Here is a 26,943-nt window from a genome sequence, read left to right as displayed (position 1 = left end):
GACCGGAGACACTATGCTGCCGCTTGCAGGCATCCGCGTGGTCGACCTGTCCACGGTGGTGATGGGGCCGTATGCCAGCCAGTGGCTGGCCGACCTGGGCGCCGACGTGATCAAGGTCGAGCCGCCCGAGGGCGATTCCACGCGCCGCACCGGGCCCGCCGCCGAACCCGGCATGGCGGCGATCTTCCTGGGGGTCAATCGCGGCAAGCGCAGCGTGGTGCTGGACCTGAAGCAGCCGGCGGCACAGGCCGCGCTGGCGCGCGTGCTGGACACTGCCGACGTGCTGATGCACAGCATGCGCCCGCTGAAGCTGGCGGCGCTCGGGCTCGATCCCGACACGGTGCGGGCGCGGCATCCGGACCTGGTCTTCGTCAGCCTGCTCGGCTTTGCCGAGGACGGTCCCTATGGCGGCCGGCCGGCCTACGACGACATCATCCAGGGCCTGTCGGGCAATGCCGCGCTGATGGCGGCGCAGACCGGCGACAGCCGCTACTTTCCCACCATTGCCGCGGACAAGACCAGCGGGCTGGTGGCGGCGCTGTCGGTATGCGCGGCGCTGGCCGGCCGCGCGCGGCGCCAGGACGACGGCGGCACCAGCCATGGCACGCTGGTCGAGGTGCCGATGTTCGAATCGATGGTGGCGTTCAACCTGGTCGAGCACTTCTACGGCCGCCACTTCGACCCGCCGCGCGGCCCGAGCGGCTATCCGCGTGTGCTGGCGCCGTTGCGCCGCCCCTACCGCAGCGCCGACGGCCATGTCTGCATGATGCCGTACACCGATGCGCACTGGCGCGACTTCTTCAACGCGGCCGGACGCCCCGAGCTGGCTGCCGATGCGCGCTTTGCCGACATCGCCGCCCGCACCGAGCATATCGAGACCCTGTACGAACTGACCGGCGAGATCGTGCAGGCGCACGGCACCGCGCACTGGGTGGCGCTGTGCGAACGGCTGCAGATTCCGGTGGCGCGCATCAACACGCTCGACGACCTGCCCCAAGATCCGCACCTGGCCGCCACCGGCTTTTTCGAGACCGCCGACGATCCGGCCATGGGCAAGCTGCGCTTTCCCGGCGCGCCGGTGCGTTTCGACGGCCAGCGCGCGCCGCTGGCGGTGCCGCCGCGGCTGGGCGAACACACCCGCGCGGTGCTGGCCGAAGCCGGCCTCGCTGAAGAACAGATCGCACAACTGCAACGGAGCGGCGCGGCGCACTGCGCCCCCGCCACGGAGGCACCATGACGCATGCCGAACTGCCCCGCCTGGGCCAGGGCTTCTACTGGCAAGACCTGCACGAGGGCCAGGCCTTCCGCACCTTCTCCCGCACCGTGACCGAGACTGACCTGGTCAACTTCATCTCGGTCACCGGCATGGTCGAGGCCATCTTCATCGAGGCCGGCTATGACGGGGGCGCGATCCAGGGCCGGCCGGTGCCGGCGGCACTGACCTATACGCTGATCGAGGGCTTCATCCTGCAGACCATGATCCAGGGCACCGGGCTGGCGATGCTGGAGCTGACGCAGCAGATCCACGGCCCGGTGCTGGTCGGCGACACCATCCATGCCACCGTGACCGTGACCGGCATCCGCCCGACCTCGCGCCACGGCCGCGCCGTGGTGGATTCGCGCATCGAGGTGTTCAACCAGCGCGGGGAACAGGTGATGACCTACACCGCGCGCCGGCTGCTGGCGGGTCGGTGACGCTGCGGGCAATCCAACGCACGCCTCTGCAATATCAAGCGACAGGACTCAAACGTGACCGCATTGCTCTCCACCTTCACCCTCACCACGTTGCCGCCCCACGCCGAGGCGTTCCGCGCCGAGGTGCGCGCCTTCCTGGACCAGCACCTGCCGGCGCTGCCGCCGGAAACGCGGGCGCGCTCGTGGATGGGCTTCGATGCCGGCTTCAGCCGGGCACTGGCCGCGCGCGGCTGGGTCGGCATCACGCTGCCGGCGCAGTACGGCGGCGCGGGGCTGGACCCGTTCTCGCGCTTCGTGCTGGTGGAGGAACTGCTGGCCTGCGGCGCGCCGGTCTCGGCGCACTGGATCGCCGATCGCCAGAGCGGCCCGCTGATCCTGCGCTACGGCAATGACGCGCAAAAGGCGCGCTACCTGCCGGCGATCAGCCGCGGCGAAGCCTTCTTCTGCATCGGCATGAGCGAGCCCAACTCCGGCTCGGACCTGGCCAGCGTCGCCACGCGCGCGGTGAGACAGCCGGACGGCGGCTGGCGCCTGAACGGGCGCAAGATCTGGACCACCAACGCCGACCGCTGCCACTTCATGATCGCGCTGGTGCGCACCTCGGGCACGCCGCAGGACCGGCAGGCCGGGCTGTCGCAGTTCATCGTCGACCTGCATGCGCCGGGCGTCACGGTGCGGCCTATCCGGGACCTGACCGGCGATGCGCATTTCTCGGAAGTGACCTTCGACGACGTCGCGCTGGCGCCGGATGCGCTGGTCGGCAACGAAGGCAGCGGCTGGGAGCAGGTCAACGCCGAGCTGGCGTTCGAGCGCAGCGGACCGGAACGGCTGTATTCCAGCGTGGTGCTGCTCGACACCTGGCTCGACGCGCTGCGCCGGCTGCCGCCGGCGCGGCGCGACACCATCACCGCGGGCCGCCTGGCCGGGCACCTGGCGGTGCTGCGCGCGATGTCGCTGGCGGTCACGGCGCGGCTGGCCGCGGGCGAAAGCCCGGTGGTGGAAGCGGCGCTGGTCAAGGACCTGGGCACTACCTTCGAGCAGTCGGTGCCGGCGCTGGTGGAAGCCACGCTGGGTGACGAACCGGCACTCGCGGCCGACGGGGCGCTGTACCGCACTCTGGCCTATGTGACGCAGATCGCGCCGTCGTACTCGCTGCGCGGTGGCACCCGCGAAATCCTGCGCGGCATGATCGCGCGCGGGCTGGGCCTGCGCTGATCCGCTCCCGCCGACCGCCATCCTGAACGAGATTGCCCATGCATAACGCCTACTCCGATGCCCTCGACGCGCTGCTGCGCGACTGCTGCACGCCCGCCACGGTGCGCACGCTGGAACAGGAAGCCGACCCGCAGCCACTATGGCAAGCGCTGCGCGAAAGCGGCTTCGCCGACTGCCTGCTGCCGGAATCCGCCGGCGGCGCGGCGCTGGCGCTGCGCGAGCTGGCGCCGGTGCTGTTCGTCACAGGACGCCATGCCATGCCACTGCCGCTGGCGCAGACCATCTTTGCGCGCGCGCTGCTGCATGCCTGCGACGTCGCGCTGCCCGACGGCCCGATCGCGCTGGCGAGCTTCGACGATGGCGCTGCGGCCACGCTGGTGGCGGACGCCCGCCATGCGCAGTGGTTCCTGCTGCAGGACGGCGAGCGCTGCCTGCTGCTGCCCGCCGCGGCGGCGCGCGCCGAGGCGACCGGCGCGCACGGCGACCTGACGCTGCGCGTGCCGCGCCCCGACGCCACCGCGACCGCGACCGCGGCATGCCTGCTGCCGGCTGGCACCATGCGCACGCTGGGCGCCTGCCTGCACGCGGCGCAGCTGGCAGGCGCGCTGTCGCATGTGCTCGACCTGACGCTGCAATACGCGAACGACCGCCAGCAGTTCGGCCGCGCCATCGGCAAGTTCCAGGCGATCCAGCACCAGGTCAGCGAGATGGCCGAGCATGTCGCCGCGGCGCGCGTGGCGGCGCAGCTGGCCTGCGACAGCGACGGCGCCACCCCCGACCGCCTGCGCGTGGCGATCGGCAAGCTGCGCGCCAGCGACGCGGTCACGCCGGTGGCCGCGATCGCCCATGCCGTGCACGGCGCCATCGGCATTACCGAGGAATATGACCTGCAGCTCTACACCCGCCGGCTGCATGCGTGGCGCGTGGCGGACGGGTCCGAACGCTGGTGGAGCCGCGTGCTGGGCGAGGCGGTCTGCGCCAGCCCGGAGCGCAACGCGGTGGAACTGGTGCGCGGATGGTGCGAGCCGTCGCCCGCCGGCTGAAGCGGCGGGCGCGCGGGTGCCGCGTGGGGATCAGGCGGCCAGGCTCAGCCCGCTGCCATGCGGGCGCCGGTGGCGGCGCTCAGGCTTGCATTCGTACTTGAGCTCGGTGCGGCCGTCTTCATAGGCCACCTCCAGCCGCACGGTAAAGCCCCACAGCCGGGTCACGTGCCGCACCACTTCATCGAAGTTGTGCGCCAGCGGGCGCCGGTCGCTCTGCAGGTGGCGCAGCGTCAGCGAGCGGTCGCCGCCGACATCGACGTTGGTGACCTGGATATTGGGCTCCATGCTGGACAGGTCATACTGCGCCGCCATCAGCTGGCGGATGGCGCGGTAGCCCTCGTCGTCATGGATCGCGGTCACGCGCAGCTTGCCTTCGCGGTCATCGTCCAGCACCGAAAACAGCTTCAGTTCGCGGATCACGCGCGGCGACAGGAACTGCAGCAGGAAGCTCTCGTCCTTGAAGTTGCGCATGGCGAAGTCCAACGTCTTGCGCCAGTCGGTGCCGGCGATCTCGGGCGCCCAGCGGTAGTCCTCGTCGGTGGGGTTCTCGCACATGCGGCGCAGGTCCTGGAACATCAGGAAGCCGACCGTGTAGGGATTCATGCCGCTGTAGTACGGACTGTGGTACGGCGGCTGGTAGATGACGTTGGTGTGGGCCTGCAGCAGCTCCATCATGAAGGCGTCGTTGACCAGCTTTTCTTCGTACAGCTGGTTGATGATGGTGTAGTGCCAGAACGTGGCCCAGCCTTCGTTCATCACCTTGGTCTGGCGCTGCGGGTAGAAATACTGCGCGATCTTGCGCACGATGCGCACGATCTCGCGCTGCCACGGTGCCAGCTTGGGCGCGTTCTTCTCGATGAAATACAGCAGGTTTTCCTGCGGCTCGGGCGGGAACGGCACATCCGGCTCGGCGGTTTCATCTTCCGACGCCAGCGCGTGCGGCCGGTGCTTGGGCAGCGTGCGCCAGAGGTCGTTGACCTGCATCTGCAGGTAGTTCTCGCGGTCGGCCTGGCGCGCCTTTTCCTCGGTGATCGACAGCTTCTTGGGCCGCTTGTAGCGGTCCACGCCGTAGTTCTGCAGCGCGTGGCAGGAATCGAGCAGCAGTTCCACCTCCTGCTCGCCGTAGCGCTGCTCGCACTCGGCCACGTAGTTCTTGGCGAACAGCAGGTAGTCGACGATGGCATCCGCGTTGGTCCAGGTGCGGAACAGGTAGTTGCCCTTGAAGAAGGAATTGTGGCCGTAGCAGGCATGCGCAATCGTCAGCGCCTGCATCGGCATGGTGTTCTCCTCCATCAGGTAGGCGATGCAGGGATTGGAGTTGATGACGATCTCGTAGGCCAGCCCCATGTGGCCGCGCTGGTAGCTGCGCTCCGACGCCAGGAAGTGCTTGCCGTAGGACCAGTGGCTGTAGCCCACCGGCAGCCCCGCTGACGCATAGGCGTCAAGCATCTGCTCCGCGGTGATGATCTCGATCTGGTTGGGATAGGTATCCAGGCCGAATTCGCCGGCGATGCGGGAAATCTCGCGGTCATACCGGTTGATCAGCTCGAAGGTCCATTCCGAACCCGTGGACAGATAAGCCATCTTCGCCCCTTTTGTCCGCGCAAGACAGGCAGGCCGGTGCTTGCGGCACGGGCGCGCCGCCGGACCCCTGTCTTGCCGTTTGCCTTCTTCACCGCGGCCAGCCGGCAACGGCCGGCCAGCACTGATTATGCCGCGCGTTTCTGGAACAGGTCGTGCAGCACCGGGTAGATTTCGTCGGCGCCGATGATGCGCTGCATCGCAAAGTGATCGAACTGGCTCTTCACCGTCAGATACTCTTCCCAGAGGTTCTGCGGCTCTTCCGATGCCACCTCCACATAGGCGTAATACTGCACCAGCGGCAGGATCGACTCGCGCAGCAGCCGCCCGCACAGCTCGGAATCGCCGGCCCAGTTGTCGCCGTCGGAGGCCTGCGCGCAGTAAATGTTCCACTGGCTGGGCGGATAGCGGTCGTGGATGACCTCGACCATCAGCTTCAGCGCGCTCGACACGACGGTACCGCCGGACTCGCGCGAGTGGAAGAAATCTTCCTCTTCGACTTCCTTCGCCACGGTGTGATGGCGGATGAACACCACGTCGATGCGCTCGTAGTTGCGCTTCAGGAACAGGTACAGCAGCATGAAGAAGCGCTTGGCCAGGTCCTTGCGGCTCTCGTCCATCGAGCCGGACACGTCCATCAGGCAGAACATCACCGCCTGGGCCTGCGGGCGCTTCTTGAGCACGCGGTTGTTGTAGCGCAGGTCGAGCTTCTCGATGAACGGCACGCGGTCGATGCAGGCGCGCAGGTGCCGCATCTTTTCCATCAGTTCAAGCGTGCCTTCGGCGTACGGTCCATCCTTTTCGAGCGCCTCGGCGTAGGCCAGCTCCAGTTGCCGCAGGCGCTTCTGGTAAGGGCTGGACAAGGCGATGCGCCGCCCCAGCGAGCTGCGCATGGTGCGCAGGATCGACAGGTTGGACGGCGTGCCGTCGATGGAGTAGCCGGCGCGCACCTTGCGCACCTCGGCAATCTTGGCGAGGTGGCGCTTGGCCAGGTCCGGCAACGCCATGTCCTCGAAGAAGAAATTGAGGAAGTCCTCGCGCGACAGCGTGAAGACGAAATCGTCCTCGCCCTCGCCGCTGTCGCTGGCCCGCGAACCGGTCCCGCCGCCGCCCTGCTGCTGGCGGTCGAAGGAATCGCCCTTGACGAACTTCTTGTTGCCAGGGTGAATCCACTCGCGCCGCCCGCCCGGGCCGTGGTGGAAGATCGGTTCGCTGATGTCCTTGACCGGAATGGACACCTGCCCGCTCTGCTCGATGTCCATGATCTTCCGGCCGGACACCGCCTTTGCCACCGCTTGCCGGATCTGCTCGCGGTAGCGCTTGATGAAGCGTTGCTGGTTGACGGCACTCTTGTTGCCGCCGTTTTCGCGCCGATCGATGACCGTAGCCATATGTTGCCCTCGTTGAGAGACCTGTTCCGCGGCGCCGTTACGATGACTTTCTTACGCGCAGATACCACTCCACCAACAGTCTCACTTGCTTGGGCGTGTACCCCTTCTCGACCATGCGGTTGACGAAGTTCTCGTGCTTGTCCTGGTCTTCGCGCGAAGACTTGGCGTTGAACGAGATCACCGGCAGCAGGTCCTCCGTGGTGGAGAACATGCGCTTCTCGATCACCATCCGCAGCTTTTCATAGCTGGTCCAGACCGGGTTCTTGCCACCGTTGTTGGCCCGCGCCCGCAGCACGAAGTTGACGATCTCGTTGCGGAAGTCCTTCGGGTTCGAGATACCCGCGGGTTTTTCCACTTTCTCCAGCTCGTCGTTCAGCGCGTTGCGGTCGAGGATTTCGCCGGTGTTGGGATCGCGGTACTCCTGGTCCTGGATCCACAGGTCGGCGAACACCACATAGCGGTCGAAGATGTTCTGCCCGTACTCCGAATACGACTCCAGGTAGGCGGTCTGGATTTCCTTGCCGATGAACTCCACGAACGGCGTGGTCAGGTACTCCTTGATATACGACAGCAGCTTGGCTTCCTGCTCCGGCGGGAACTGCTCGCGCTCGATCTGCTGCTCGAGCACGTACAGCAGGTGCACCGGGTTGGCCGCCACTTCGGTGTTGTCGAAGTTGAAGACCTTGGACAGGACCTTGAACGCGAAGCGCGTCGACAGCCCGTTCATGCCCTCGTCGATGCCGGCGTAGTCGCGGTATTCCTGGTACGACTTCGCCTTCGGGTCCACGTCCTTCAGGCTCTCGCCGTCGTATACACGCATCTTCGAGAAGATGTTGGAGTTCTCGGGCTCCTTGATGCGGGTCAGCACCGCGAACTGCGCCATCATCTTCAGCGTGTTGGGCGCACACGGGGCGGCCGACAGCGAACTGCTGCGCAACAGCTTGTCGTAGATCTTGACCTCGTCGGACACACGCAGGCAGTAAGGGACCTTGACGATATAGATCCGGTCGAGGAACGCCTCGTTGTTCTTGTCCGCCTTGAAGGTCTGCCACTCAGCCTCGTTCGAGTGCGCCAGGATGACGCCGTCGAACGGGATCGCGCCGAAGCCTTCCGTGCCCTTGTAGTTGCCTTCCTGGGTCGCGGTCAGCAGCGGGTGCAGCACCTTGATCGGCGCCTTGAACATTTCAACGAACTCGAGCAGGCCGCGGTTGGCCAGGCACAGGCCGCCGGAATACGAGTACGCGTCCGGATCGTCCTGCGGGAAGTCCTCGAGCTTGCGGATGTCCACCTTGCCCACCAGCGACGAGATGTCCTGGTTGTTCTCGTCGCCCGGCTCGGTCTTCGAGATCGCGATCTGCGACAGCACCGACGGACGCAGCTTCACCACCTTGAACTTGGTGATGTCGCCGTTGAACTCGTGCAGGCGCTTGACGGCCCATGGCGAGGCAATCGTGTTCAGGTAGCGCAGCGGGATGCCGTAGTCCTCTTCCAGGATCTTGCCGTCTTCTTCGGGCGAGAACAGGCCGAGCGGCGACTCGTGGATGGGCGAACCCTTGAGCGCGTAGATGGGGATCTGTTCCATCAACGCCTTCAGCTTCTCCGCGAGCGAGGACTTGCCGCCGCCGGGAGGCCCGAGCAGATACAGGATCTGCTTGCGCTCTTCCAGGCCCTGCGCGGCGTGCTTGAAGAACGAGACGATCTGCTCGATCGTGTCCTCCATGCCGTAGAAGTCGCGGAAGGCCGGATAGATGCGAATGACCTTGTTGAAAAACAGGCGGGACAGCCTGGGATCGTGGTGGGTATCCACCAGCTCAGGCTGACCGATCGCGGCGAGCATGCGTTCGGCAGCGGTCGCGTAGGCAGTCGGATCTTTCTTGCAGATCTCCAGGTATTCCTGGATGCTGTATTCCTCTTCCTTGCGAGCTTCGAACCGCGTAGCGTAATGGCCAAAAATGTCCATACCTCACTCCCGTCAGAGTTCACGTCCGAGGCGTAGGTAGTGCTACCCCCAAGGCTTCGCGCAACGTTCGTGGCACACCACCCCGGCCTGGCGACCTGTCATGTTGCGAAGTCTTTACTTCATCATAGTCAAATAACGGCGATGGTGGAGTCCGAGTTGACGAATCTTGCATCGATGCAACGGGTGTTTCGCTGCTGCATTCCCGCTGCATTCCTGCCGGATTTCGCTGTCAGCGTTTGGCTGATTCCACTCGGCTTCGCCCCCGCGCGCGACGGGCCATTGACCATGCTTGTGACACACCTTACACCTTTCCCGGGATCCGTGCACATCCGGTTTTGTAACCATAAGCACGAAAGCCGGCACAGGTGCCGGCTTTCGATTTTGCGCATGTCGTCAGGCGTTTTGCGACGTCTCGCGCTGCTTGCGCGCACTAGCACACAGACAGTGCTGATAGCGCAGCGCCCGCGCTGACGGGCTCAGAGCGTGCGCGCGACCAGCTCCTTCATGATCTCGTTGGAGCCGCCGAAGATCTTGCTCACGCGTGCGTTCGCGTACATGCGCGCGATCGGGTATTCCAGCATGTAGCCATAGCCGCCGTGCAACTGCAGGCACTCGTCGATGACCTGGCAATTCTGTTGGGTGCACCACCATTTGGCCATCGCCGCGGTCGCGGCGTCGAGCTGGCCGTCCATCAGGCGCTGCATGCAGTCGTCGACGAAGGTCGCGGCGATGGTGGTCACGGTCTTGCATTCCGCCAGCTTGAAACGCGTGTTCTGCAGATCGCCGAGCGGCTGGCCGAACACCTTGCGCTGGCGCACGTATTCGGTGGTCAGCTCGATCGCGCGCTGCATGGTGGCCACCGCGCCCAGCGCAATGATCATGCGCTCCTGCGGCAGTTGCTGCATCAGCTGGTAGAAGCCCTGTCCCTCCTGCGTGCCGAGCAGGTTCGAGCACGGCACCACCACGTCGTCGAAGAACAGCTCGGCGGTGTCCTGGCCCTTCTGCCCAATCTTTTCGAGGATGCGGCCGCGGCGGAAGCCGGGCAAGTCCCGGGTTTCCACCATGACCAGCGACACGCCCCGCGAGCCGGCTTCCGGATCGGTCTTGGCCACCACGCAGATCAGGTCGGCGTGATACCCGTTGGTGATGAATGTCTTGGCGCCGTTGATGCGATAGCAGTCTCCGTCCGGGGTCTGTTCCCGCAGCGCGCGGGTGCGTATCGCTTTGAGGTCCGAACCGGCGCCAGGTTCCGACATGGCGATGGCGGCGACCAGTTCGCCGCTGGCCATCTGCGGCAGCCATTTCTGCTTCTGTGCTTCGGTGCCGTACCGCAGCAGGTAATGCGCGACGATGCCGCTGTGCACGTTATTGCCCAGGCTGGTGCAGACCGCGCGCGACATCTCCTGGGTGATGATGGCCTCGTGGGCGAAGGTGCCGCCGCCGCCGCCGTATTCCTCCGGGATGCTGGCGCACAGCAGGCCGATCTGGCCGGCGCGGCGCCATACGTCGCGGTCGATGTAGCCCTGCTCTGCCCAGCGCGCTTCGTTGGGGGCGAGTTCGCGCTCGACGAAGCGGCGCACCGTGTCGCGGAACATTTCCAGGTCTTCGTTCATCCAGGGGGTCTGGCGTGCGGCGAGCGCCGCGTGCTGGTCTTGGGATCCCATAATTCGTACTGGTATCAGGGTAAACGTGAATAATGAACCGGCAGGCTTCGGCGGATGCCGGGATACCTGCCTATATAAATAGGGGCGGATTCTGCGAAGGCCGATGCTGCGGGGCAGCAAGGTCCGGCCGCTGCGCCGGTGCGTTCAGTCCGGCCAGCGGTAGCGCAGCGGCTGCTTGGCCATGAAGCGGTCGGCGGCCTCGCGGCGGTAGCCGGTGGAGAAGGCAATGCCCTGCGCGTCCGCTTCCATCGCCAGCATGGTGTTCAGGCCCTGGCCCAGCGACGCGTTCAGCGCTTGCTTGGTCAGGCTGACCGCCACCGGGGAGGCCTCGGTGAATGCCCGCGCGAATGCCCGGGCGCGCTCCTGCAGGCTGTCCGCGGGCACGATTTCCATGACGATGCCAAGGTCTTGCGCCGCCTGGGCGTTGAGCTCACGCATCGAGAACATCAGCGCCTTGGCCCGCTGCAGGCCAATCATCCGCGGCAGCGTGTGGAACACGCCACAGTCGGGCACCAGTCCCATGCGCAGGAACGGCAGCCCGAAGCGCGCGCGCGGCGTGGCGAGGATGATGTCGGCCGTCAGCGCCAGGCTGAACCCTGCGCCATAGGCGGCGCCGTCGACCGCGGCAATGACCGGCACGTCGAGCTGGATCAGGTCTTCCAGCCAGCCGTGGAGCTTGCGCAGGCGCCTGCGGCCCTGCTCGGCGCTGATCTCGACCTGCATCGAGCTGATGTCGCCGCCCGACGAGAAATCGGTGCCGGCCGCGGTCAGGACCAGGGCGCGCACGCTGTCGTCGTCCCGTATCCGGCGAATCACATCGCCGATCTCCTCGCGCATCTGCAGCGACAGCGCATTCTTGCGCGCCGGCGCATCGAGGGTCAGTGTGGCGACGCCGTCCTCGACGGCAAAACGGATGGTTTCCATGGCTTGGCCTCCGGTACGGTGTGTCAGTCCAGCTGGATGTTGGCGTCGCGCACGATCCTGGCCCACTTGGGCGTGTCGCCGGCGACCACGGCAGCCAGTTCCTGCGGCGTCGAGCCGACCGGCTGCAAACCCATGCCGGCCAGCTTTGCCGTCACTTCGGGCAGCCGCACGATGCGCGCGGTTTCCGCGGCCAGCTTTGCGGTCACGTCCTTGGGCGCGTTGCCGGGCAGGAACAGCCCGAACCAGCCATTGGGCTCGAACCCCGCCAGGCCCAGTTCCGAGAAGGTCGGCACATTGGGCAGCGCCTTGTAGCGCTGGGTCCCGGTGATGCCCAGGATCTTGAACTTGCCGCTGGTGAGATAGGGGTTGGCCGAGGTCACGTCGACAAAGGCGCTGTCGACCTGGCCGCCGAGCAGGTCGCTCATCAGCGGCGCCGCACCCTTGTAAGGGATATGCGCGATCTCGATGCCGGCCTGCTGCCGCAGCAGTTCGCCGTGCAGGTGCGACGAGGTGCCGTTGCCGTACGAGCCATAGCTGAGCTTGCCGGCCTTGGCCAGCGCCAGGAACTCGCGCATGGTGCTGGCCGGCACGCGGTTGGGCACCACGAACAGGTCGGACGACTTGGCGATCAGCGAAACCGGGGTGAAGTCTTTGGCGACGTCGTACGGCGTGCGCTTGTACAGCGCCGGCGACTGGATCAGCGCGGTGATCGCCAGCAGCAGGGTGTAGCCGTCGGCTGGCGCCTTGGCGACGGTGTCGTTGCCGAGCATGCCGCTGGCGCCGGGCTTGTTTTCCACGACCACCGGCTGGCCCAGGCTTTCGGACAGGCGCTGGCCGACCAGCCGTCCGACGGTATCGGTGCCGCCGCCGGCCGGGTATGGCACGATCAGGCGGATCGGCTTGGCGGGGTACGGCTGCTGGGCGAAAGCGTGGCCCGTGCCGCCAAGGATGGCCGCGCCGGCCAGGGTGCCGGCCTGCGCCAGCCAGTTGCGTCTGCTCTGCTGCATGGTCTCTCTCTCTTTGCTGCCTGGTTTGCTGCGCTGGGTGGTAAGGGTTGCCGTGGCCGCCGCTGGCGTCACGCGCCCGGGCTGTCCGCCTGCATCTCGCGCTCCTGCAGCGCGCGCCACAGGATCTTGCCGGTGGCCGACTTGGGCAGCGCCTCGACCACATCGACGATGCGGGGCACCTTGTAGGCCGCCATGTGGTCGCGGCACCAGGCCATGATCCGCTCCGGCTCGGCTTCCGCCGTGCCGCGGGCCTCCGGACGCAGCGCCACCACCGCCTTGACGGTTTCGCCGCGGCGCTCGTCGCGCGCCGCGATCACGCAGGCCTCGTGGATGGCCGGGTGGCCGTACAGCATGTTCTCCACCTCGGCCGGCCAGACCTTGTAGCCGGACGCGTTGATCATGCGCTTGAGGCGGTCGCGCATGAAGAAGTAACCTTCCTCGTCCATGAAGCCCAGGTCGCCGGTGCGCAGGAAGCGCTTGCCGTCGAGCGTGATGAAGGTGGCGGCGTTGGCGTCTTCGTTGTGCCAGTAGCCCTGCATCACCTGGCCGCCGTGGACCACGATCTCGCCGGTCTCGCCGTGGGGCAGTTCGCGCAGCGTCTCGGGATCGACCACGCGCGCGTCCACGCCGAAGGTGGCGATGCCCAGGCATTCGCGCTTGGGCTGGTTGCGCGGGTTCGACAGGATGAAGGCCGCGGTCTCGGTCATGCCGTAGGCCTCGACATAGGGCAGGCCGAAGCGCTCCTGCAGCATGTTGGCCACCGCCTCCGGCATGGCCGCGCCGCCACCGCCGACGTACGCCAGGCTGGACAGGTCGCGGGCATCGATGCCCGGCTGGGAGAAGAAGTCCACCATCATCGCCGGTGGCGCACCCCACACCGAGACGCGGTAGCGCTCGATCAGGTCCGCCGCCAGCGCCCGCTCCCAGCGCGGCATCAGCACCACCGTCGCGCCCAGGTAGAGCGGCGAGTTCATGCAGTTCTGCATGCCCAGCAGGTGGAACATCGGCGCCACCGCCAGCACCACGGATTCGGCCGATCCGCCGCGCCAGATCACCGAGCCGGCGGCCGCGGTCATCAGCGTGCCATGGGTGTGCATGCAGCCCTTGGGGTTGCCGGTGGTGCCGGAGGTATAGGCCAGCATGCACAGCGTGTCGTGGCCGGCCTGGTGCGGCAGCGGCCGGTGTCCGGCGCCGCTGGCGGTGTTCCATGCCACCGGCATCGCGCCCGACGGCGCAGCCTGCGGCGCGGGCGGCGTCTCGCGCAGCCAGGCCGGCACCGGCAGGCCGCCGTCGTCGCGCAGCATGCCCGCGTAGTCGTGCAGGATCACGTGGCGCAGCGCCGGGCCGTGCAGCGGCGCCATGCGCGGGTACAGCTCGCTGCCGGCAAAGGCCGCGACCGCGCCGCTGTCCTGCACTACGTGGGCGAGCTCGGCTTCCAGCCACATCGGGTTGGCGGGCACGACCACGCCTTCGGCGCGCAGGATGGCGTAATAGGCAATGATGAATTGCGGGCAGTTCTGGCTGAACAGCACCACCCGGTCGCCTGGCCGGATGCCGCAGGCCTGCTGCAGGTAGCCGGCCATCCGTTCGATCTCTTCGCGCAGCTCGCCATACGAGATCGCGGTGCCGAAGTACTGGATCGCAGTCTTGTCCGGATAGCGTTGTGCCGCGACCTCGACGTTGTAGAACAGGCTGGTGCGCGGCGTATGCAGCGTGGCGGGCAAGCCGGGCGGCCAGGCGGGGGAACGGAACGGCGGGGTGGTGCTTGTGGCAGGCTTCATTGCAGCAATGGGTAGGTCAGATGCAGGTCAGATGCGGCTCAAACAAGGCTCAAACGGAGACGACTCAGTCCAGGCGGATATTGCGCGTGCGGATCACCTTGCCCCAGCGCACGTAGTCGGCCTGGATGGTCTGGGCGAACGCGTCCGGCGTGCTGCCGGTCAGGATTACGCCGAGCTCGTTCATGCGCTTGCGCACGTCGGGCTGGGCCAGCACGCGGTTGACGTCGGCGGAGAACTTCTCGACGATCGGCCGCGGCGTGGCGGCCGGCAGCAGCAGGCCGAACCAGCCCATGGCGTCCATGCCCTCGATGCCGGCCTCGCGGAAGGTGGGGACGTCCGGCAGTTGCGGCGCGCGCGCCGGTCCGGTCACCGCCAGCGCGCGCAGGCGGCCGGTGGCGACGTGGGGCTTGGCCCCCATCACCGAGATCACCGCGGCCGGCACCTGGCCGCCGAGCAGGTCGTTCAGTTCCGGCGCCTCGCCCTTGTACGAGACATGGAGCATGTCGATCTTGGCGGCGTCGTTGAAGACCTCCCCATACAGGTGGCCGCTGGAGCCCGCGCCGAACGAGCCATAGGAGAACTGCCTGGGCTTGGTGCGCACCAGCGCGATGAAGTCCTTCAGGTTGGTGGCCGGCACGGCGTTGCTGTTGACGGCGAACACCAGGTTGGTGGTGCCGAGTTCGGACACGGCGGCGAAGTCCTTCACCGGGTCGTACGGCGCGCGCGCATACAGGCTTGGCGCCTGCACCAGCGGCGTGATCGTCAGCAGCGCGGTATGGCCATCGGCCTCCGCACGGGCCACCACTTCGGCGCCGAGCATGCCGCTGGCGCCCGGACGGTTCTCCACCACCACCGGCCGCTTCCACTGCTTGCCTAGGCCCTCGGCCAGCGCGCGCGCCAGCACGTCGGTGGCGCCGCCCGCCGGGAACGGCACCACCATGCGCACGGTGCGTGCCGGGAATTCCTGCGCCTGCGCCATGCCTGCGCCGAACAAGCCGGAGGCCAACCCGCTCCACGCCAGCAAACCGGCGCCGAGGCGGCCGAGGGTACGGCGACGCGGACTACGCTCCCCACTACGACGATCTGCCTGCATGTGCTGTCTCCTTTGGTTTTCCGTGGACGGGCACGGGCATTTTTTGCCGCGTTGCATGATCCGCCCGGGCCGGTGGACCGGCCTTGTAGAGGTACTTGCCGGAGAGTGCGCGATGCTGCGGTGCGTGGACAATGACCAGACGCGCCAAAATGATTGGCCGAATCGCTCAGGCGAAAGGCAGGCTTTGGCAAATCCCGATTGTGCGGCGCCGCGCGGGCTTGCTAAGGTGGCGCCAGGATGTGGCCAGAGGCCCAGGACAGCCGGGAAGCGCCCGCACGGGCGGGCACCGGCGCGTCGCCGTGACGAGGAGACCCATGCAAACAGCCGTTATGCCATCGCCGCGCCCGCCGATGCCGGGCAAGCCGCACATGTCCGGCCACGCCCTGCCGCCTGCCGGCCTGCGTGGCGACGGCGGCGGCCCCGCATTGGGGCCGGTGCGCGCGTCGGGCGCGACGGTGGAAGCCGGCACGCCCGCGCCGGCACGCCACACCATCGCCATCCAGCATGTGACGCACATCCTGCAGGGCGGGCGCCGGCTGGGCTACGACATCGAAGCCCTGCTGCGGCGCGCGGACATCTCGCCGGCGCTACTGGCCTCGCCCAGCGCGCGCGTGACGCAGGGCCAGTATGCGGCGCTGATCCGCACGCTGCGCCGGGTCATGCGCGATGAACTGTGGGGACTGCTGGACCGGCCCGTGACGCCCGGCGTGTTTGCGCAGGTGTGCCGCAGCCTGGTCGATTGCGCCACGCTCGAAGACGCCATCCGCACCGGGCTGCGCCTGTACCGGCAGCATATCGACGCCTTCGCGCCGCGCCTGCATGTGGCCGCCGACGGCAAGACCGCCGCGGTGGTGCTGCATCCGCGCGCGCCCGCGTCGGCCTGCCGCAGCTTCGCCGAATCGACTTTCGTGTTCCATGCCTACGCGGTGGTCAGCTGGCTGGTGGCGGGGCAGATTCCGCTGACGCGCGTCGAGCTGAGCGCCGCCGCCTCGCCGGGCCGCACCGATACCGAGCGCGTGTTCAAGACCGCGGTCAGCTATGGCCAGCCCGTCACCGCGCTGCACTTCGACGCGGCCTCGCTGCGCCTGCCGGTGATGCAGGACGCCGCCAGCCTGCGTGAGTTCCTGCGCGAGACCCCGCGCAACCTGCTGATCCGCTACCGCGACAACAGCTGCCTGGCGGAACGCATCCGGCAGCACCTGCGCTCGCACCTGGACGGCGAACTGCCGTCGCTGGAGCAGATGGCGCAGCGGCTGCGGCTCACGCCGCAAACGCTGCGCCGGCGCCTGCGCGACGAAGGCCGCGGCTACCAGAGCATCAAGGACAACCTGCGACGCGACGTCGCCATCGGCATGATGGAGCGCCCGGGCATGACGCTGCAGGACGTGGCACTGCGGCTCGGCTTTTCCGAGCCCAGCACCTTCCACCGCGCCTTCAAGAAATGGACTGGCGTGGCGCCGGGGGAATACCGGATGCGGGGAATGCGTGCGGAGAACGTGCCGGCGGCGTAGCCGGCGCGGGCTGCCGGCCTACCCGAGCCGGATCTCGCCGTCGAAGCGCGCCTGCAGCTTCACCGCCGCCAGCTCCAGCGTCACCGACACCGGCAGGTGCTCGTTGCCGGCCAGCGTGCCGTCGGCCAGGGCGCGGGCGACAGCCTGCTCGATCTCGCGCTGGGAATTCACGCCGACCACCTTCAGGAACTTGCGGATGCTGAGGTTGAAGGTTTCTTCGTCCATGGCTGTCTCCGGGAAGGAAGCGGCATGACGCCGCTATCCGGACAGCCTACGCCAATGGCGACGTATGTGCAGCGATGCCCGTGGCCGCCACGTAATCCAGAATGGAATCAGGTTCATAGCGGAAGTCCGGGGACGGGGGCGACATCTATCCTGACATGGAGGGCTCGGACAGAAAGGAGGTCGCCGGCTACGCCGGCGAAACAGCCACGCCCGCCAAGCAAGCCAAACCACCCAATCGCCCTTAGACCACGCCCTGCTCGCGCAACTGCGCAATACGTTCTGCCGACAGCCCCAGCACCGTCTCCAGCACCTGCTCCGTATGCTGCCCCAGCCGCGGCGGCGGCGCATCGTATTGCACCGGGGTGGCCGACAGCCGCAGCGGGCTCTTGACAGTCGGACACAAGCTCCCGTCGTCGCGCACCAGGTCGACCTGCAGTTCGCGATGCCTCACCTGCGGATCTTCCAGCACCTGGCCGTAGTCGTTGATCGGCCCGCACGGAATGCCCTGCGCTTCCAGCGCCTGCACCCAGTGCGCCGTCGGCCGCGTGCGCATATGCGCTTCGAGCAGCGGCACCAGCGTGTCGCGGTGGATGATGCGGCCGGGACCGGTGGCAAAGCGCGCGTCGGCGGCCAGATCGGGACGCTCGACGCCGCGGCAATAGGCCTGCCACTGCCCGTCGTTGCCGGCCGCGACGATCATGTAGCCGTCGGCGGTGGCGAACACATGGTAGGGCACCATGTTGGCGTGCGCGTTGCCGTAGCGCGGCATGGCCTGGCCGGTGACGCGCTGCGCGATGATGGGGGTGGCGCCGACCGCGACCACCGCGTCGAGCAGCGCCATGTCGATATGCTGGCCCTCGCCGGTGCGTTCGGCATGGCGCAGCGCGGCCAGCACCGCCACGGTGGCATACATGCCGGTCAGCATGTCGACCACTGCCACGCCAACCTTCTGCGGCCCGCCGCCGGGCAGGTCGTCGCGCTCGCCGGTGACGCTCATCAGGCCGCCCAGGCCCTGAAAGATAAAGTCGTAGCCGGGCTTGTGCGCGCTCGGCCCGGTCTGGCCATAGCCTGTGATCGAACAGTAGACCAGCGCCGGGTTGACGGCCTTCAGGCTGTCATAGTCCAGCCCGTAGCGCTTCAGGTCGCCGACCTTGTAGTTCTCGAGCACGATCTGCGACTTCGCGGCCAGCTCGCGCACGATCTCCTGCCCCTGCGGGCTGGCGATATCCAGCGTGACCGACTGCTTGCCGCGGTTGGCCCCGGCAAAGTAGGTGGCGTCGCGCGACGGCTGCCCGTCCGCGCCGGGCAGCCACGGCGGCCCCCACGAACGGGTATCGTCGCCGGCGCCGGGGCGCTCTACCTTGATCACCTCGGCGCCCAGGTCCGCCAGGTTCTGCGCGCACCACGGGCCGGCCAGGATGCGCGACAGGTCCAGCACGCGCACGCCGGCCAGCGCGCCGCGCGCCGGGGCTTGAGCGCCCGCCATCAGATCGGGTCCCAGCTGATCACGTCGGGCGAGCGCTCCAGCTTGAAGAAGCTGCTGCGCATCGCCGGCATGGCGACCTCGCCCACCGACTCCGGCGTCCAGCCTTCGCTCATATGGACCGAGCGCACCGGACGCGGCTGGCTCATCAGGATGATCTCGTTGGCGCGCACCGCGAAGATCTGGCCGTTGACCTCGCTCGCCGCCGGGCTGGCCAGGTAGACCGCGACCGGGCCGATCTTGCCCGCTTCCATCTTCTGCAGCTTGGCCACGCGCGCCTTTTCTTCCGGCGTTTCCGCGGGGATCGAGCTGGTCATGCGGCTCCACGCGAACGGCGCGATGCAGTTCGAGCGCACGTTGAAGCGCTGCATGTCCAGCGCGATCGACTTCGACAGCGCGGCGATGCCCAGCTTGGCCGCCGAGTAGTTGGCCTGGCCCAGGTTGCCGATCAGGCCCGAGGTGGAGGTCATGTGCACGTAGGCGCCGCTCTCCTGGTCCTTGAAGTAGTTGGCCGCGGCGCGGCTGACGAAGAAGGTGCCGTTCAGGTGCACGTCGATCACCGAGCGCCATTCTTCTTCGTTCATCTTGAAGAACATGCGGTCGCGCAGGTTGCCGGCGTTGTTGACCACGGCGTCGATGCGGCCGAAGTTGTCGAGCGCGCATTGCACGATGGCGTTGGCGCCGGCCCAGGTCGACACGCTGTCGGTGTTCGCCACGGCTTCGCCGCCGGCGGCGCGGATTTCCTCGACCACGCGCTGCGCGGGGCCGGAGTCGCCGCCTTCGCCAGACATCGACACGCCCAGGTCATTGACCACCACCCTGGCGCCCGCGGCCGCCATGGCGAGCGCGATGCCGCGTCCGATCCCACCCCCAGCGCCCGTCACCAGCGCGACCTTGCCTGCCATCAAACCGCTCATTGTGTTGCTCCTCTGAATGCTTTTTTGTGCGGTCACCGACCGCAAACCCGGCGAAACAGCCCCGCGCCGCGCGCAGCGCCTGCCCTGTGCGGTCAATCCGGATGTCCACGCCGCAGCGGATACGATAAATTGACGCCCGACCCATTGGAATTCACGAATCACAAAACTGGCCTTTGGCCTGACAGAAGCCCATGCATTACGACCTGACCGACCTCCGCCTCTTCCTGAATGTCGGCGAGACGGAGAACCTGACCCGTGCCGCCGAGCGCAGCTTTCTGTCGCTGCCCGCGGCCAGCACGCGGATCAAGCAGCTGGAAGAGGCGTTCCAGACACAATTGCTGATCCGCCAGGTCAAGGGCGTGCGGCTTACGCCGGCGGGCGATGCACTGCTGCGGCACGCGCGCGAAGTCTTCCGCGAACTCGAATGCCTGCACGCCGACCTGCGGCCGTATGCCAAGGGCGTGAAGGGGCGCGTGCGGCTGCTGGCCAACACCACCGCCACCAACTCGTTCCTCGCCACCGGGGTGTCGCGCTTCCTCAGCGAGAACCCGGACGTGGACATCGAGCTGGAAGAGCACCTGTCGCAGGAGATCGTGTCGGCGATCAGCGCCGGCGCGGCGGACCTTGGCATCGTCGCCGGCGAGGTCGCCACGCAGGACCTGGATGCGATGCACCTGTGCAGCGACGCGCTGATCGTGATCGCGCCGGTCAACCATCCGCTGCCGACCTTCAAGCGGCTGCATTTCGCCGACCTGCTCGATACCTGCCGCTTCGTCGGGCTGAACCAGTTCAGCGCGATCCAGTCGTTCCTCGACCGCATTGCCGCCGGCATGGGCAAGCGCATCAGCCTGCGGATCCAGGTGGGCAGCTTCGATGCGGTATGCCGCATGGTCGAGGCCGGCGCGGGCATCGCCATCGTGCCGAACAGCTGCGCGCGCCGCTACGCCAGCCGCAAGGTGCTGCGCTTTATCCCGCTGGAAGACGAATGGGCGCGGCGCGAGCTGCGCCTGGTGCGCCGGCCGGGGCGCGAGCTGCCCCAGTTCGCCGAAACCCTGATCCAGTACCTGGTCGACGCCGCGCGCGAGCCCGTGTAGCGCGCCGTGGCCGGTTCAGCCGGCGCCCGGCGCGCCCTGGACCATCAGCGCCGCGAGCGGGCGCAGCGATACCACCATCAGCACCAGCAGCACGCCCATGGCAACGACGCCCGGCCAGCTGGTGCGGCCACGGCGCTCCAGCGAGTCGTTGACCAGCTCGGGCGAGTAGTGGTACTGGCGCAGATGCCGGATGGTCGCCTCGGCATGCCAGCGGTAGAGTTCGTTGCCATACAGGCCCAGCAGCAGCGCCATGGCGTACATCAGCGGCCGGCCCGCCATCGGGAGCTGCAGGCCGAACCATGCGTGCAGCAGCGGCTCGGCGCCGACGATCAGGGCATAGACCCCCACCTGCCAGTACATGCGCCGGTAAGCCATCCAGAACGGGCCCAGCAGGCAGGCCGCCCAGTTCCACGAGATGCCGCCGTGGGTCTCGGCCACCGACCAGCGCTCGCCGTAGTACGGAAATCGCGGCCCCACGAATGCGGCCAGCGCCGCGTCGTCACGGATCGATGCTTGCATGCCAACCTCCCCTCTGCTGCGTCGGCGGTGCCCCGACTTGCTGGCACAGCCTGTGCGACAGCATAGGGCGGGCGAGGCCCCGGCTGTGTGCGCCGGCGCGCATTCCGCGCGCATTGGTCGCGGGAAAGCGGTGAAAAGCGCCAGCTCGGCGCGCAAGGGCACAGACCGGCGCACCGCTCCATGGTGCGTCGTCGCTACTTCCAGCGCTGCAGGATCTGCAGGATGACCAGGGTGAACACCGTGGCGATCACCGCGGTGGTATCGCGCCCCAGCCCGGCCGCCACGCCGATGGCCGCCACCATCCAGATGCTGGCCGCGGTGGTCAGGCCCTTGATATGGGCCTCGTCGTTCTGCTTGAGGATGGCCCCGGCGCCAAGGAAGCCGATGCCGGCGATCAGCCCCTGCAGCACCCGGCTCATGTCGGCCAGCGGCACGCCCGCCTGCAGCGGCACCAGCACGAACAGCGCCGAGCCCAGCGCCACCAGCATATGGGTGCGCAGCCCCGCCGCCTTGCCGGAAGACTCGCGCTCGTAGCCGATCACGCCGCCGAGCAGCACCGCCATGGTCAGCCGCACCAGGATGCGGGTTGCCTCGGCCGCGTCCGGCACATCGGCAAATTCCGCGCGAAAGGTACGGAAGATATCGATCCAGACAGACTCCATCGCCAACTCCGGAGACTAACGGTGCAGGCCTGAGCGTAGCACGGCACACCTGGCGCGCGGCAAGACTTGTGCGCCACATCGGCGCGCCCGCGGCTTGTGCGGCGGCGTCCTACACGGCAAGCGGAAGGTTCCCGACAGTCCCGCCGGCGCGGCATTCCTATATTGGAATCACCAACCACAGTCCTCCCATGGAGTTGCACCATGCCCTATATCCTCGCCTGGCTACTTGGTGTTCCGGCCTTTGTCCTGATCCTGATCTGGCTCTTCGTCCACTGACCTGCAGGCGGTGCCGCGTCACCGCCCCACCCTCTATCGGCGCCCCGCGCGCCACACCTGCACGCCCGGTTCGCCGGGCGTCTTGCATGGCGGCGCCGCCCCGCTGCGACGCTTGCTGCCCACCTAAGCCGCCCCTAAGCCGCTCTTTCGCAAATCCGAATTTCAGCGTGCAGGGGGCTCGGGAATAATGGCCTCCAGTTCCAATCGACCCGGCGACCATGCACGCAGACCAGGACCCCGACCAGCTCTACCCCGAAATCCGCGAGGCGGTGCGTGACCTGTGCGCGGGCTTCGATTCGGCGTACTGGCAGCGGGTGGAGGAGCAGGAAGCCTTTCCCGAGAGCTTTGTGCAGGCGCTGACACAGGCCGGCTGGCTGTCGGCGCTGATCCCGGAAGCCTACGGCGGCTCAGGCCAGTCGCTGACGGCAGCCTCGGTCATCATGGAGGAAATCAACCGCAGCGGCGGCAATTCCGGCGCCTGCCACGGCCAGATGTACGTGATGGGCTGCCTGCTGCGCCATGGCTCCGACGCGCAGAAGCTGCGATGGCTGCCGTCCATCGCCTCGGGCGAGCTGCGCATGCAGTCGATGGCCGTGACCGAGCCCACCACCGGCACCGACACCACCAAGCTGAAGACCACCGCGGTGCGCCAGGGCGACAAATACCTCGTCAACGGCCAGAAGGTATGGATTTCGCGCGTGCAGCATTCGGACCTGATGCTGCTGCTGGCGCGCACCACGCCGCTGGACCAGGTCAAACGCAAGTCGGACGGCCTGTCGGTATTCGTGGTCGACCTGCGCGATGCCATCGGCAAGGGCCTGACAGTCAAGCCGATCCGCAACATGGTCAACCACGAGACCAACGAGCTGTTCTTCGACAACCTGGAAGTCCCCGCCGACAACCTGATCGGCGAGGAAGGCAAGGGGCTGAAGTACATCCTCGACGGCCTCAACGCCGAGCGCATCCTGATCGCCGCCGAGTGCATCGGCGACGGCTACTGGTTCGTCGAGCGCGCCAGCAACTACGCGCGCGACCGCATCGTGTTCGACCGCCCGATCGGCCAGAACCAGGCCGTGCAGTTTCCGATCGCGCGCGCGTACGTCAATGTCGAGGCCGCCAGCCTGATGCGCTACAAGGCGGCGCGGTTGTTCGACGCCGGCAGGCCGTGCGGCAAGGAAGCCAATATCGCCAAGCTGCTGGCCGCCGATGCGTCATGGGAAGCCGCCAACGTCTGCCTGCAGACGCATGGCGGCTTCGGCTTTGCCGCCGAATACGACATCGAGCGCAAGTTCCGCGAGACCCGCCTGTACCAGGTCGCGCCGATCTCCACCAACCTGATCCTGTCCTACGTGGCCGAGCATGTGCTCGAGTTGCCGCGTTCGTTCTGAGAACCCTAATGTCTCACTCCTCCCAAGGCATCCGCCCGCTCGACGGCATCCGCGTGGTTTCGCTCGAGCACGCCGTGGCCGCGCCCTTCGCCACGCGCCAGCTGGCCGACCTGGGCGCGCGCGTGATCAAGATCGAGCGGCCCGGCGTGGGCGACTTCGCGCGCGGCTATGACCAGTCGGTGCACGGCCAGGCCTCTTACTTCGTCTGGCTCAACCGGGGCAAGGAGAGCCTGGCCCTGGACCTGAAGGACAGCGAAGCGCAGGCCATCCTGCACCGGCTGCTGGCCGATGCCGACGTGCTGGTGCAGAACCTCGCCCCGGGCGCCGCCGCGCGCATGGGCCTGGATTTCGACACCCTGCACGGCAAGTACGAGAAGCTGATCGTCTGCGACATCTCCGGCTATGGCGACTCCGGCCCCTATCGCGACAAGAAAGCCTACGACCTGCTGATCCAGGCCGCCGCCGGCCTGGTGGGCCTGACCGGCGGCCCGAACGAGCCGTCGCGCGCCGGGGTCTCGATCGCCGACATCTCGGCCGGCATGTACGCGTACAGCGGCATCCTGTCGGCGCTGCTACAGCGCGGCCGCACCGGCAAGGGCCTGCGCGTGCAGGTGACCATGTTCGAGGCGATGGCCGAGTGGATGAACCAGGTGCTGTACTTCGGCCACTACGGCGGCACGCCGCCGGCGCGCTTCGGCGCCTCGCATCCGACCATCGCCCCGTACGGCGTGCATCGCACCAGCAATGGCAGCGTGATCTTCAGCGTGCAGAACGAGCGCGAGTTCGCCAACTTCTGCGAGATCGTGCTCGGTGACCGCGCGCTGGCGCAGGACGAGCGCTATTCCAGCAATACCGCGCGCGTGCGCAACCGCCCCGAACTGACCGCGCTGATCGAAGCACGCTTTGCCTCGCTGACGGTGGCGCAGGCCGAGGCGCTGCTGGACCAGGCGCAGATCGCCAATGCGCCGATGAACGACATCGAGGCGGTGTGGAACCACCCGCAGCTGCAGGCGCGCCAGCGCTGGCGCGAAGTCAATACGCCGAACGGCCCGATCGGCGCGCTGCTGCCACCCGCCAACCTGTCGGGCGTCGAGCCCGTGATGGGCGACGTGCCGGCGCTGGGCGCGCACAGCCGCAGCATCCTGGCCGAGCTGGGCTACGCCGAGACCGACATCGACGCCCTGGCGAGCAAGCACACCATCTGAGCCGACACCGGCGCCCGCAGCAAACCAGCAAGCGGGCGCCCTACTCTTTCCGCAAGCACTTTTCAATCTCCGGAGCCGGCATGAGCCAAGCCGCAGACACCACTTACCCGACCCGCCAGCTTTGCGAATTCCTGGCCAACCTCAAGCTGGCTGACGTGCCCGCGGCCGTGATCGAGCGCACCAAGGACCTGTTTCTCGACTGGATCGCCTCGGCCATCGCCGGCAAGGACGCCCCGGCCGTGCGCAAGCTGCAGGAGTTCGCCGCGGCCATGGGCCCGTCCGACGGCGCCGCCGAAGTGCTGGTCGACCGCCGCCGCACCTCGCCCTACTTCGCCGCGCTGATCAACGGCGCGTCGTCGCACGTGGTCGAGCAGGACGACGTGCACAACGGCTCGGTGCTGCATCCCGCCGCGGTGGTGTTCCCGGCCGTGGTGGCCGCCGCGCAGGCCGAGGGCAAGACCGGCGCCGAGGTGCTGCTGGCGTCGATCGCCGGCTATGAAGCCGGCATCCGCATCGGCGAATTCATGGGCCGCTCGCACTACCGCGTGTTCCACACCACCGGCACCGTCGGCACGCTGGCCGCCGCCGCGGCAGTGGCCAAGCTGTTCGGCCTCGATGCCGAAGGCATTAACCAGGCGCTGGGCTCGGCCGGCACGCAGGCCGCCGGCCTGTGGGAATTCCTGCGCGACGCCGCCGACTCCAAGCAGCTGCACACCGCCAAGGCCGCGGCCGATGGCCTGCAGTCGGCCTGGCTGGCGCGCGCCGGCTTCACCGGCGCCAAGCAGATCCTCGAAGGCGCACAGGGCATGGCCGCCGGCATGTCGAGCGATGCCAATCCCGCCTGCCTGACCGATGGCCTGGGCACGCGCTGGGCCACCGCCGAGACCTCGTTCAAGTTCTTCGCCTCGTGCCGCCACACCCACCCGGCCGCCGATGCGCTGAAGGCGCTGATGCAGCGCGAAGGCGTTGCCGCCGACCAGATCGCCAGCGTCACCACGCACGTGCACCAGGGCGCCATCGACGTGCTCGGCCCCGTGGTCAATCCCGCCACCATTCACCAGGCCAAGTTCTCGATGGGCACGGTGCTGGGACTGGTGGCCTTGCATGGCCACGCCGGCCTGGCCGAGTTCGAGCAGCATGCGCTGCAGGACCCCGCGGTGGCCGCATTCCGCGGCAAGGTCGACATGGACCTGGACGCCGAGATCAACGCCGCCTACCCGCGCCAGTGGATCGGCCGCGTGACGGCAAAGACCACCGACGGCCGCACCCTGACCGCGCGCGTCGACGTACCCAAGGGCGATCCCGACAACACCCTCTCGCGCCCGGAACTGGAAGCCAAGGCGCTGCAGCTGGGCGCGTTCCGCCAGGGCGCGAGCGAGGCCGAGATGCGCGCCATCATCCAGCGCGTGTGGGCGCTGGAGCAGGCCCCGAACGTCAACGACTGGCTGCCCGCCGCGCGCTGAGAACCCCCATGTCCACTGCCGTCACTTACCTGTTCGTGCCGGGCGACCGGCCCGAGCGCTTCGACAAGGCCGCCGCCGCCGGCCCCGATGTGATGATCCTCGACCTCGAGGACGCGGTCCATCCGGACGCCAAGCCCGCGGCGCGCGAAGCCATCGCCGCATGGCTGGCCGGCCGGCCCGGCGCCAGCGCCTTCGTGCGCATCAACGACAGCGCCTCGGCCGCCTTTGCCGCCGACCTGGCCTGGCTGCGCGCACTGCCCGCGGGCACCGCGCTGGCCGGGCTGCTGGTGCCCAAGGCCGAGGATGCCACCGCGCTCGACACCATCGCCCAGGCCCTGCAAGCGATCAACCCGCAGGGCGAGCTGGTCGCCATCATCGAGACCGCGCTCGGCCTGCACCAGGTCGACGCCGTGGCGTCCGCCAGCGGCGTGGCGCGGCTGGCTTTCGGCTCGCTCGACTATGCCGTCGACCTGGGCTGCAGCCATACCCGCGACGCGCTCGCCTTTGCCCGTGCGCGCATCGTGCTGGCCTCGCGCGTGGCCGGCCTGCCGCCACCGGTCGACGGCGTCACCACCGCGCTCAAGGACGAAGCCGTGCTCGCCAGCGACGTCGCCTACGCGCGCGAACTCGGCTTTGCCGGCAAGCTGTGCATCCACCCGGCACAACTGGGCGCGGTCCGCGCCGGCTTCCTGCCCAGCCCCGAGCAGCTGGACTGGGCCCGGCGCGTGCTCGACGCCACCGCCAGCGGCAGCCACGCGGTGCAGGTCGACGGCAAGATGGTCGACCGCCCCGTGATCGAACAAGCCCGCCGGCTGCTGGCGCTCGCGCAATAGCGCGGCACCCAAC

General features: G+C 67.9%; 23 protein-coding genes. 10 read left to right on the top strand and 13 right to left on the bottom strand.

The features are described 5' to 3' along the window. The first annotated feature begins 13 nt into the window (after positions 1-13). Genes RALTA_RS18410 through RALTA_RS18395 form a run of 4 tightly spaced genes read left to right on the top strand, consistent with a single transcriptional unit; the run spans position 14 to position 3,953 of the window. A complete protein-coding gene (locus tag RALTA_RS18410; RefSeq protein ID WP_012355400.1) occupies positions 14-1,237 on the top strand; it encodes a CaiB/BaiF CoA transferase family protein in 1,224 nt (407 codons plus the stop codon). Beyond that, the gene (locus RALTA_RS18405; protein WP_012355399.1) at positions 1,234-1,695 is read left to right on the top strand and encodes a MaoC family dehydratase; all 462 of its coding nucleotides are present in this window, start codon (positions 1,234-1,236) and stop codon (positions 1,693-1,695) included. Before RALTA_RS18410 ends, RALTA_RS18405 begins: the two co-directional genes overlap by 4 nt. Before the next feature lie 54 nt (positions 1,696-1,749). Then, positions 1,750-2,910 carry an acyl-CoA dehydrogenase family protein gene (locus tag RALTA_RS18400; protein ID WP_012355398.1) on the top strand — a complete coding sequence of 387 codons (1,161 nt, stop codon included), beginning with the start codon at positions 1,750-1,752 and terminating at the stop codon, positions 2,908-2,910. Positions 2,911-2,948: 38 nt separating this feature from the next. Then, the gene (locus RALTA_RS18395) at positions 2,949-3,953 is read left to right on the top strand and encodes an acyl-CoA dehydrogenase family protein (RefSeq protein WP_041232466.1); all 1,005 of its coding nucleotides are present in this window, start codon (positions 2,949-2,951) and stop codon (positions 3,951-3,953) included. Between the two features lie 30 nt (positions 3,954-3,983). On the opposite strand, the gene RALTA_RS18390 is transcribed toward RALTA_RS18395, so the two are convergent. The 8 genes from RALTA_RS18390 to RALTA_RS18355 form a co-directional block, all read right to left on the bottom strand. Beyond that, positions 3,984-5,537 (bottom strand): SpoVR family protein, encoded by a 1,554-nt coding sequence (locus tag RALTA_RS18390; RefSeq protein ID WP_012355396.1) that lies wholly within the window; start codon positions 5,535-5,537, stop codon positions 3,984-3,986. 125 nt (positions 5,538-5,662) lie between these two features. Next, positions 5,663-6,925: a YeaH/YhbH family protein gene (locus tag RALTA_RS18385; RefSeq protein ID WP_012355395.1), complete on the bottom strand. Its 1,263-nt coding sequence runs from the start codon at positions 6,923-6,925 to the stop codon at positions 5,663-5,665. 37 nt (positions 6,926-6,962) lie between these two features. After that, on the bottom strand, positions 6,963-8,885 hold the full coding sequence (locus RALTA_RS18380) for a PrkA family serine protein kinase (protein ID WP_012355394.1): 1,923 nt from the start codon (positions 8,883-8,885) through the stop codon (positions 6,963-6,965). Between the two features lie 476 nt (positions 8,886-9,361). Next, positions 9,362-10,549, bottom strand: coding sequence for an acyl-CoA dehydrogenase family protein (locus RALTA_RS18375; protein ID WP_012355393.1), 1,188 nt, complete (start codon positions 10,547-10,549; stop codon positions 9,362-9,364). Between the two features lie 144 nt (positions 10,550-10,693). Beyond that, positions 10,694-11,473 carry an enoyl-CoA hydratase/isomerase family protein gene (locus RALTA_RS18370; protein ID WP_012355392.1) on the bottom strand — a complete coding sequence of 260 codons (780 nt, stop codon included), beginning with the start codon at positions 11,471-11,473 and terminating at the stop codon, positions 10,694-10,696. 23 nt (positions 11,474-11,496) lie between these two features. Continuing rightward, positions 11,497-12,480 carry a Bug family tripartite tricarboxylate transporter substrate binding protein gene (locus RALTA_RS18365; RefSeq protein ID WP_012355391.1) on the bottom strand — a complete coding sequence of 328 codons (984 nt, stop codon included), beginning with the start codon at positions 12,478-12,480 and terminating at the stop codon, positions 11,497-11,499. A gap of 68 nt (positions 12,481-12,548) precedes the next feature. Next, positions 12,549-14,261: a long-chain fatty acid--CoA ligase gene (locus tag RALTA_RS18360; protein ID WP_012355390.1), complete on the bottom strand. Its 1,713-nt coding sequence runs from the start codon at positions 14,259-14,261 to the stop codon at positions 12,549-12,551. 64 nt (positions 14,262-14,325) lie between these two features. After that, positions 14,326-15,354, bottom strand: coding sequence for a Bug family tripartite tricarboxylate transporter substrate binding protein (locus RALTA_RS18355; RefSeq protein ID WP_041232465.1), 1,029 nt, complete (start codon positions 15,352-15,354; stop codon positions 14,326-14,328). Positions 15,355-15,668: 314 nt separating this feature from the next. Here RALTA_RS18355 and RALTA_RS18350 point away from each other — a divergent pair, with 314 nt between their 5' ends. Continuing rightward, positions 15,669-16,865 (top strand): AraC family transcriptional regulator, encoded by a 1,197-nt coding sequence (locus RALTA_RS18350; RefSeq protein ID WP_041232464.1) that lies wholly within the window; start codon positions 15,669-15,671, stop codon positions 16,863-16,865. Positions 16,866-16,883: 18 nt separating this feature from the next. Here RALTA_RS18350 and RALTA_RS18345 read toward each other — a convergent pair whose 3' ends face one another. The 3 genes from RALTA_RS18345 to RALTA_RS18335 form a co-directional block, all read right to left on the bottom strand. Continuing rightward, positions 16,884-17,090, bottom strand: coding sequence for a DUF6494 family protein (locus RALTA_RS18345; RefSeq protein ID WP_012355386.1), 207 nt, complete (start codon positions 17,088-17,090; stop codon positions 16,884-16,886). A 241-nt stretch (positions 17,091-17,331) separates the two neighbouring features. Beyond that, complete coding sequence (locus RALTA_RS18340) at positions 17,332-18,576, bottom strand: CaiB/BaiF CoA transferase family protein (protein WP_012355385.1); 1,245 nt, start codon at positions 18,574-18,576, stop codon at positions 17,332-17,334. After that, positions 18,576-19,490 (bottom strand): SDR family NAD(P)-dependent oxidoreductase, encoded by a 915-nt coding sequence (locus RALTA_RS18335; RefSeq protein WP_012355384.1) that lies wholly within the window; start codon positions 19,488-19,490, stop codon positions 18,576-18,578. The genes RALTA_RS18340 and RALTA_RS18335 overlap by 1 nt, the downstream gene beginning before the upstream one ends. 191 nt (positions 19,491-19,681) lie before the next feature. On the opposite strand from RALTA_RS18335, the gene RALTA_RS18330 reads away from it, so the two are divergent. Next, on the top strand, positions 19,682-20,584 hold the full coding sequence (locus tag RALTA_RS18330; RefSeq protein WP_012355383.1) for a LysR substrate-binding domain-containing protein: 903 nt from the start codon (positions 19,682-19,684) through the stop codon (positions 20,582-20,584). 15 nt (positions 20,585-20,599) lie between these two features. On the opposite strand, the gene RALTA_RS18325 is transcribed toward RALTA_RS18330, so the two are convergent. Further along, on the bottom strand, positions 20,600-21,103 hold the full coding sequence (locus RALTA_RS18325) for a DUF2628 domain-containing protein (RefSeq protein ID WP_012355382.1): 504 nt from the start codon (positions 21,101-21,103) through the stop codon (positions 20,600-20,602). A gap of 194 nt (positions 21,104-21,297) precedes the next feature. Next, positions 21,298-21,765 (bottom strand): MgtC/SapB family protein, encoded by a 468-nt coding sequence (locus RALTA_RS18320; RefSeq protein ID WP_041232463.1) that lies wholly within the window; start codon positions 21,763-21,765, stop codon positions 21,298-21,300. Between the two features lie 494 nt (positions 21,766-22,259). Between RALTA_RS18320 and RALTA_RS18315 the strand changes: the two genes are divergently transcribed. The 4 genes from RALTA_RS18315 (at position 22,260) to RALTA_RS18300 (ending at position 26,930) form a co-directional block, all read left to right on the top strand. Continuing rightward, a complete protein-coding gene (locus RALTA_RS18315; RefSeq protein ID WP_012355380.1) occupies positions 22,260-23,429 on the top strand; it encodes an acyl-CoA dehydrogenase family protein in 1,170 nt (389 codons plus the stop codon). An 8-nt stretch (positions 23,430-23,437) separates the two neighbouring features. Beyond that, positions 23,438-24,634: a CaiB/BaiF CoA transferase family protein gene (locus tag RALTA_RS18310; RefSeq protein ID WP_041232462.1), complete on the top strand. Its 1,197-nt coding sequence runs from the start codon at positions 23,438-23,440 to the stop codon at positions 24,632-24,634. Positions 24,635-24,714: 80 nt separating this feature from the next. Then, positions 24,715-26,097, top strand: coding sequence for an MmgE/PrpD family protein (locus RALTA_RS18305; protein ID WP_012355378.1), 1,383 nt, complete (start codon positions 24,715-24,717; stop codon positions 26,095-26,097). An 8-nt stretch (positions 26,098-26,105) separates the two neighbouring features. Next, positions 26,106-26,930 (top strand): HpcH/HpaI aldolase/citrate lyase family protein, encoded by an 825-nt coding sequence (locus RALTA_RS18300; RefSeq protein ID WP_012355377.1) that lies wholly within the window; start codon positions 26,106-26,108, stop codon positions 26,928-26,930. Positions 26,931-26,943: the final 13 nt, after the last annotated feature.

The organism is Cupriavidus taiwanensis LMG 19424 (assembly GCF_000069785.1).
Taxonomy (GTDB): domain Bacteria; phylum Pseudomonadota; class Gammaproteobacteria; order Burkholderiales; family Burkholderiaceae; genus Cupriavidus; species Cupriavidus taiwanensis.
Note: the sequence above shows the minus strand (reverse complement) of the source record. Positions and strands in the feature narration are given on the sequence as shown.

Bases quoted from the DNA above. Each gene is read 5' to 3' on its own strand.
- RALTA_RS18335 (WP_012355384.1), bottom strand. From the start codon at position 19,490: ATGAGCGGTTTGATGGCAGGCAAGGTCGCGCTGGTGACGGGCGCTGGG.
- RALTA_RS18390 (WP_012355396.1), bottom strand. From the start codon at position 5,537: ATGGCTTATCTGTCCACGGGTTCGGAATGGACCTTCGAGCTGATCAAC.
- RALTA_RS18365 (WP_012355391.1), bottom strand. From the start codon at position 12,480: ATGCAGCAGAGCAGACGCAACTGGCTGGCGCAGGCCGGCACCCTGGCC.
- RALTA_RS18300 (WP_012355377.1), top strand. From the start codon at position 26,106: ATGTCCACTGCCGTCACTTACCTGTTCGTGCCGGGCGACCGGCCCGAG.
- RALTA_RS18360 (WP_012355390.1), bottom strand. From the start codon at position 14,261: ATGAAGCCTGCCACAAGCACCACCCCGCCGTTCCGTTCCCCCGCCTGG.
- RALTA_RS18375 (WP_012355393.1), bottom strand. From the start codon at position 10,549: ATGGGATCCCAAGACCAGCACGCGGCGCTCGCCGCACGCCAGACCCCC.
- RALTA_RS18405 (WP_012355399.1), top strand. From the start codon at position 1,234: ATGACGCATGCCGAACTGCCCCGCCTGGGCCAGGGCTTCTACTGGCAA.
- RALTA_RS18340 (WP_012355385.1), bottom strand. From the start codon at position 18,576: ATGGCGGGCGCTCAAGCCCCGGCGCGCGGCGCGCTGGCCGGCGTGCGC.
- RALTA_RS18380 (WP_012355394.1), bottom strand. From the start codon at position 8,885: ATGGACATTTTTGGCCATTACGCTACGCGGTTCGAAGCTCGCAAGGAA.
- RALTA_RS18370 (WP_012355392.1), bottom strand. From the start codon at position 11,473: ATGGAAACCATCCGTTTTGCCGTCGAGGACGGCGTCGCCACACTGACC.
- RALTA_RS18355 (WP_041232465.1), bottom strand. From the start codon at position 15,354: ATGCAGGCAGATCGTCGTAGTGGGGAGCGTAGTCCGCGTCGCCGTACC.
- RALTA_RS18320 (WP_041232463.1), bottom strand. From the start codon at position 21,765: ATGGAGTCTGTCTGGATCGATATCTTCCGTACCTTTCGCGCGGAATTT.
- RALTA_RS18315 (WP_012355380.1), top strand. From the start codon at position 22,260: ATGCACGCAGACCAGGACCCCGACCAGCTCTACCCCGAAATCCGCGAG.
- RALTA_RS18350 (WP_041232464.1), top strand. From the start codon at position 15,669: ATGCAAACAGCCGTTATGCCATCGCCGCGCCCGCCGATGCCGGGCAAG.
- RALTA_RS18410 (WP_012355400.1), top strand. From the start codon at position 14: ATGCTGCCGCTTGCAGGCATCCGCGTGGTCGACCTGTCCACGGTGGTG.
- RALTA_RS18325 (WP_012355382.1), bottom strand. From the start codon at position 21,103: ATGCAAGCATCGATCCGTGACGACGCGGCGCTGGCCGCATTCGTGGGG.
- RALTA_RS18330 (WP_012355383.1), top strand. From the start codon at position 19,682: ATGCATTACGACCTGACCGACCTCCGCCTCTTCCTGAATGTCGGCGAG.
- RALTA_RS18385 (WP_012355395.1), bottom strand. From the start codon at position 6,925: ATGGCTACGGTCATCGATCGGCGCGAAAACGGCGGCAACAAGAGTGCC.
- RALTA_RS18345 (WP_012355386.1), bottom strand. From the start codon at position 17,090: ATGGACGAAGAAACCTTCAACCTCAGCATCCGCAAGTTCCTGAAGGTG.
- RALTA_RS18305 (WP_012355378.1), top strand. From the start codon at position 24,715: ATGAGCCAAGCCGCAGACACCACTTACCCGACCCGCCAGCTTTGCGAA.
- RALTA_RS18310 (WP_041232462.1), top strand. From the start codon at position 23,438: ATGTCTCACTCCTCCCAAGGCATCCGCCCGCTCGACGGCATCCGCGTG.
- RALTA_RS18395 (WP_041232466.1), top strand. From the start codon at position 2,949: ATGCATAACGCCTACTCCGATGCCCTCGACGCGCTGCTGCGCGACTGC.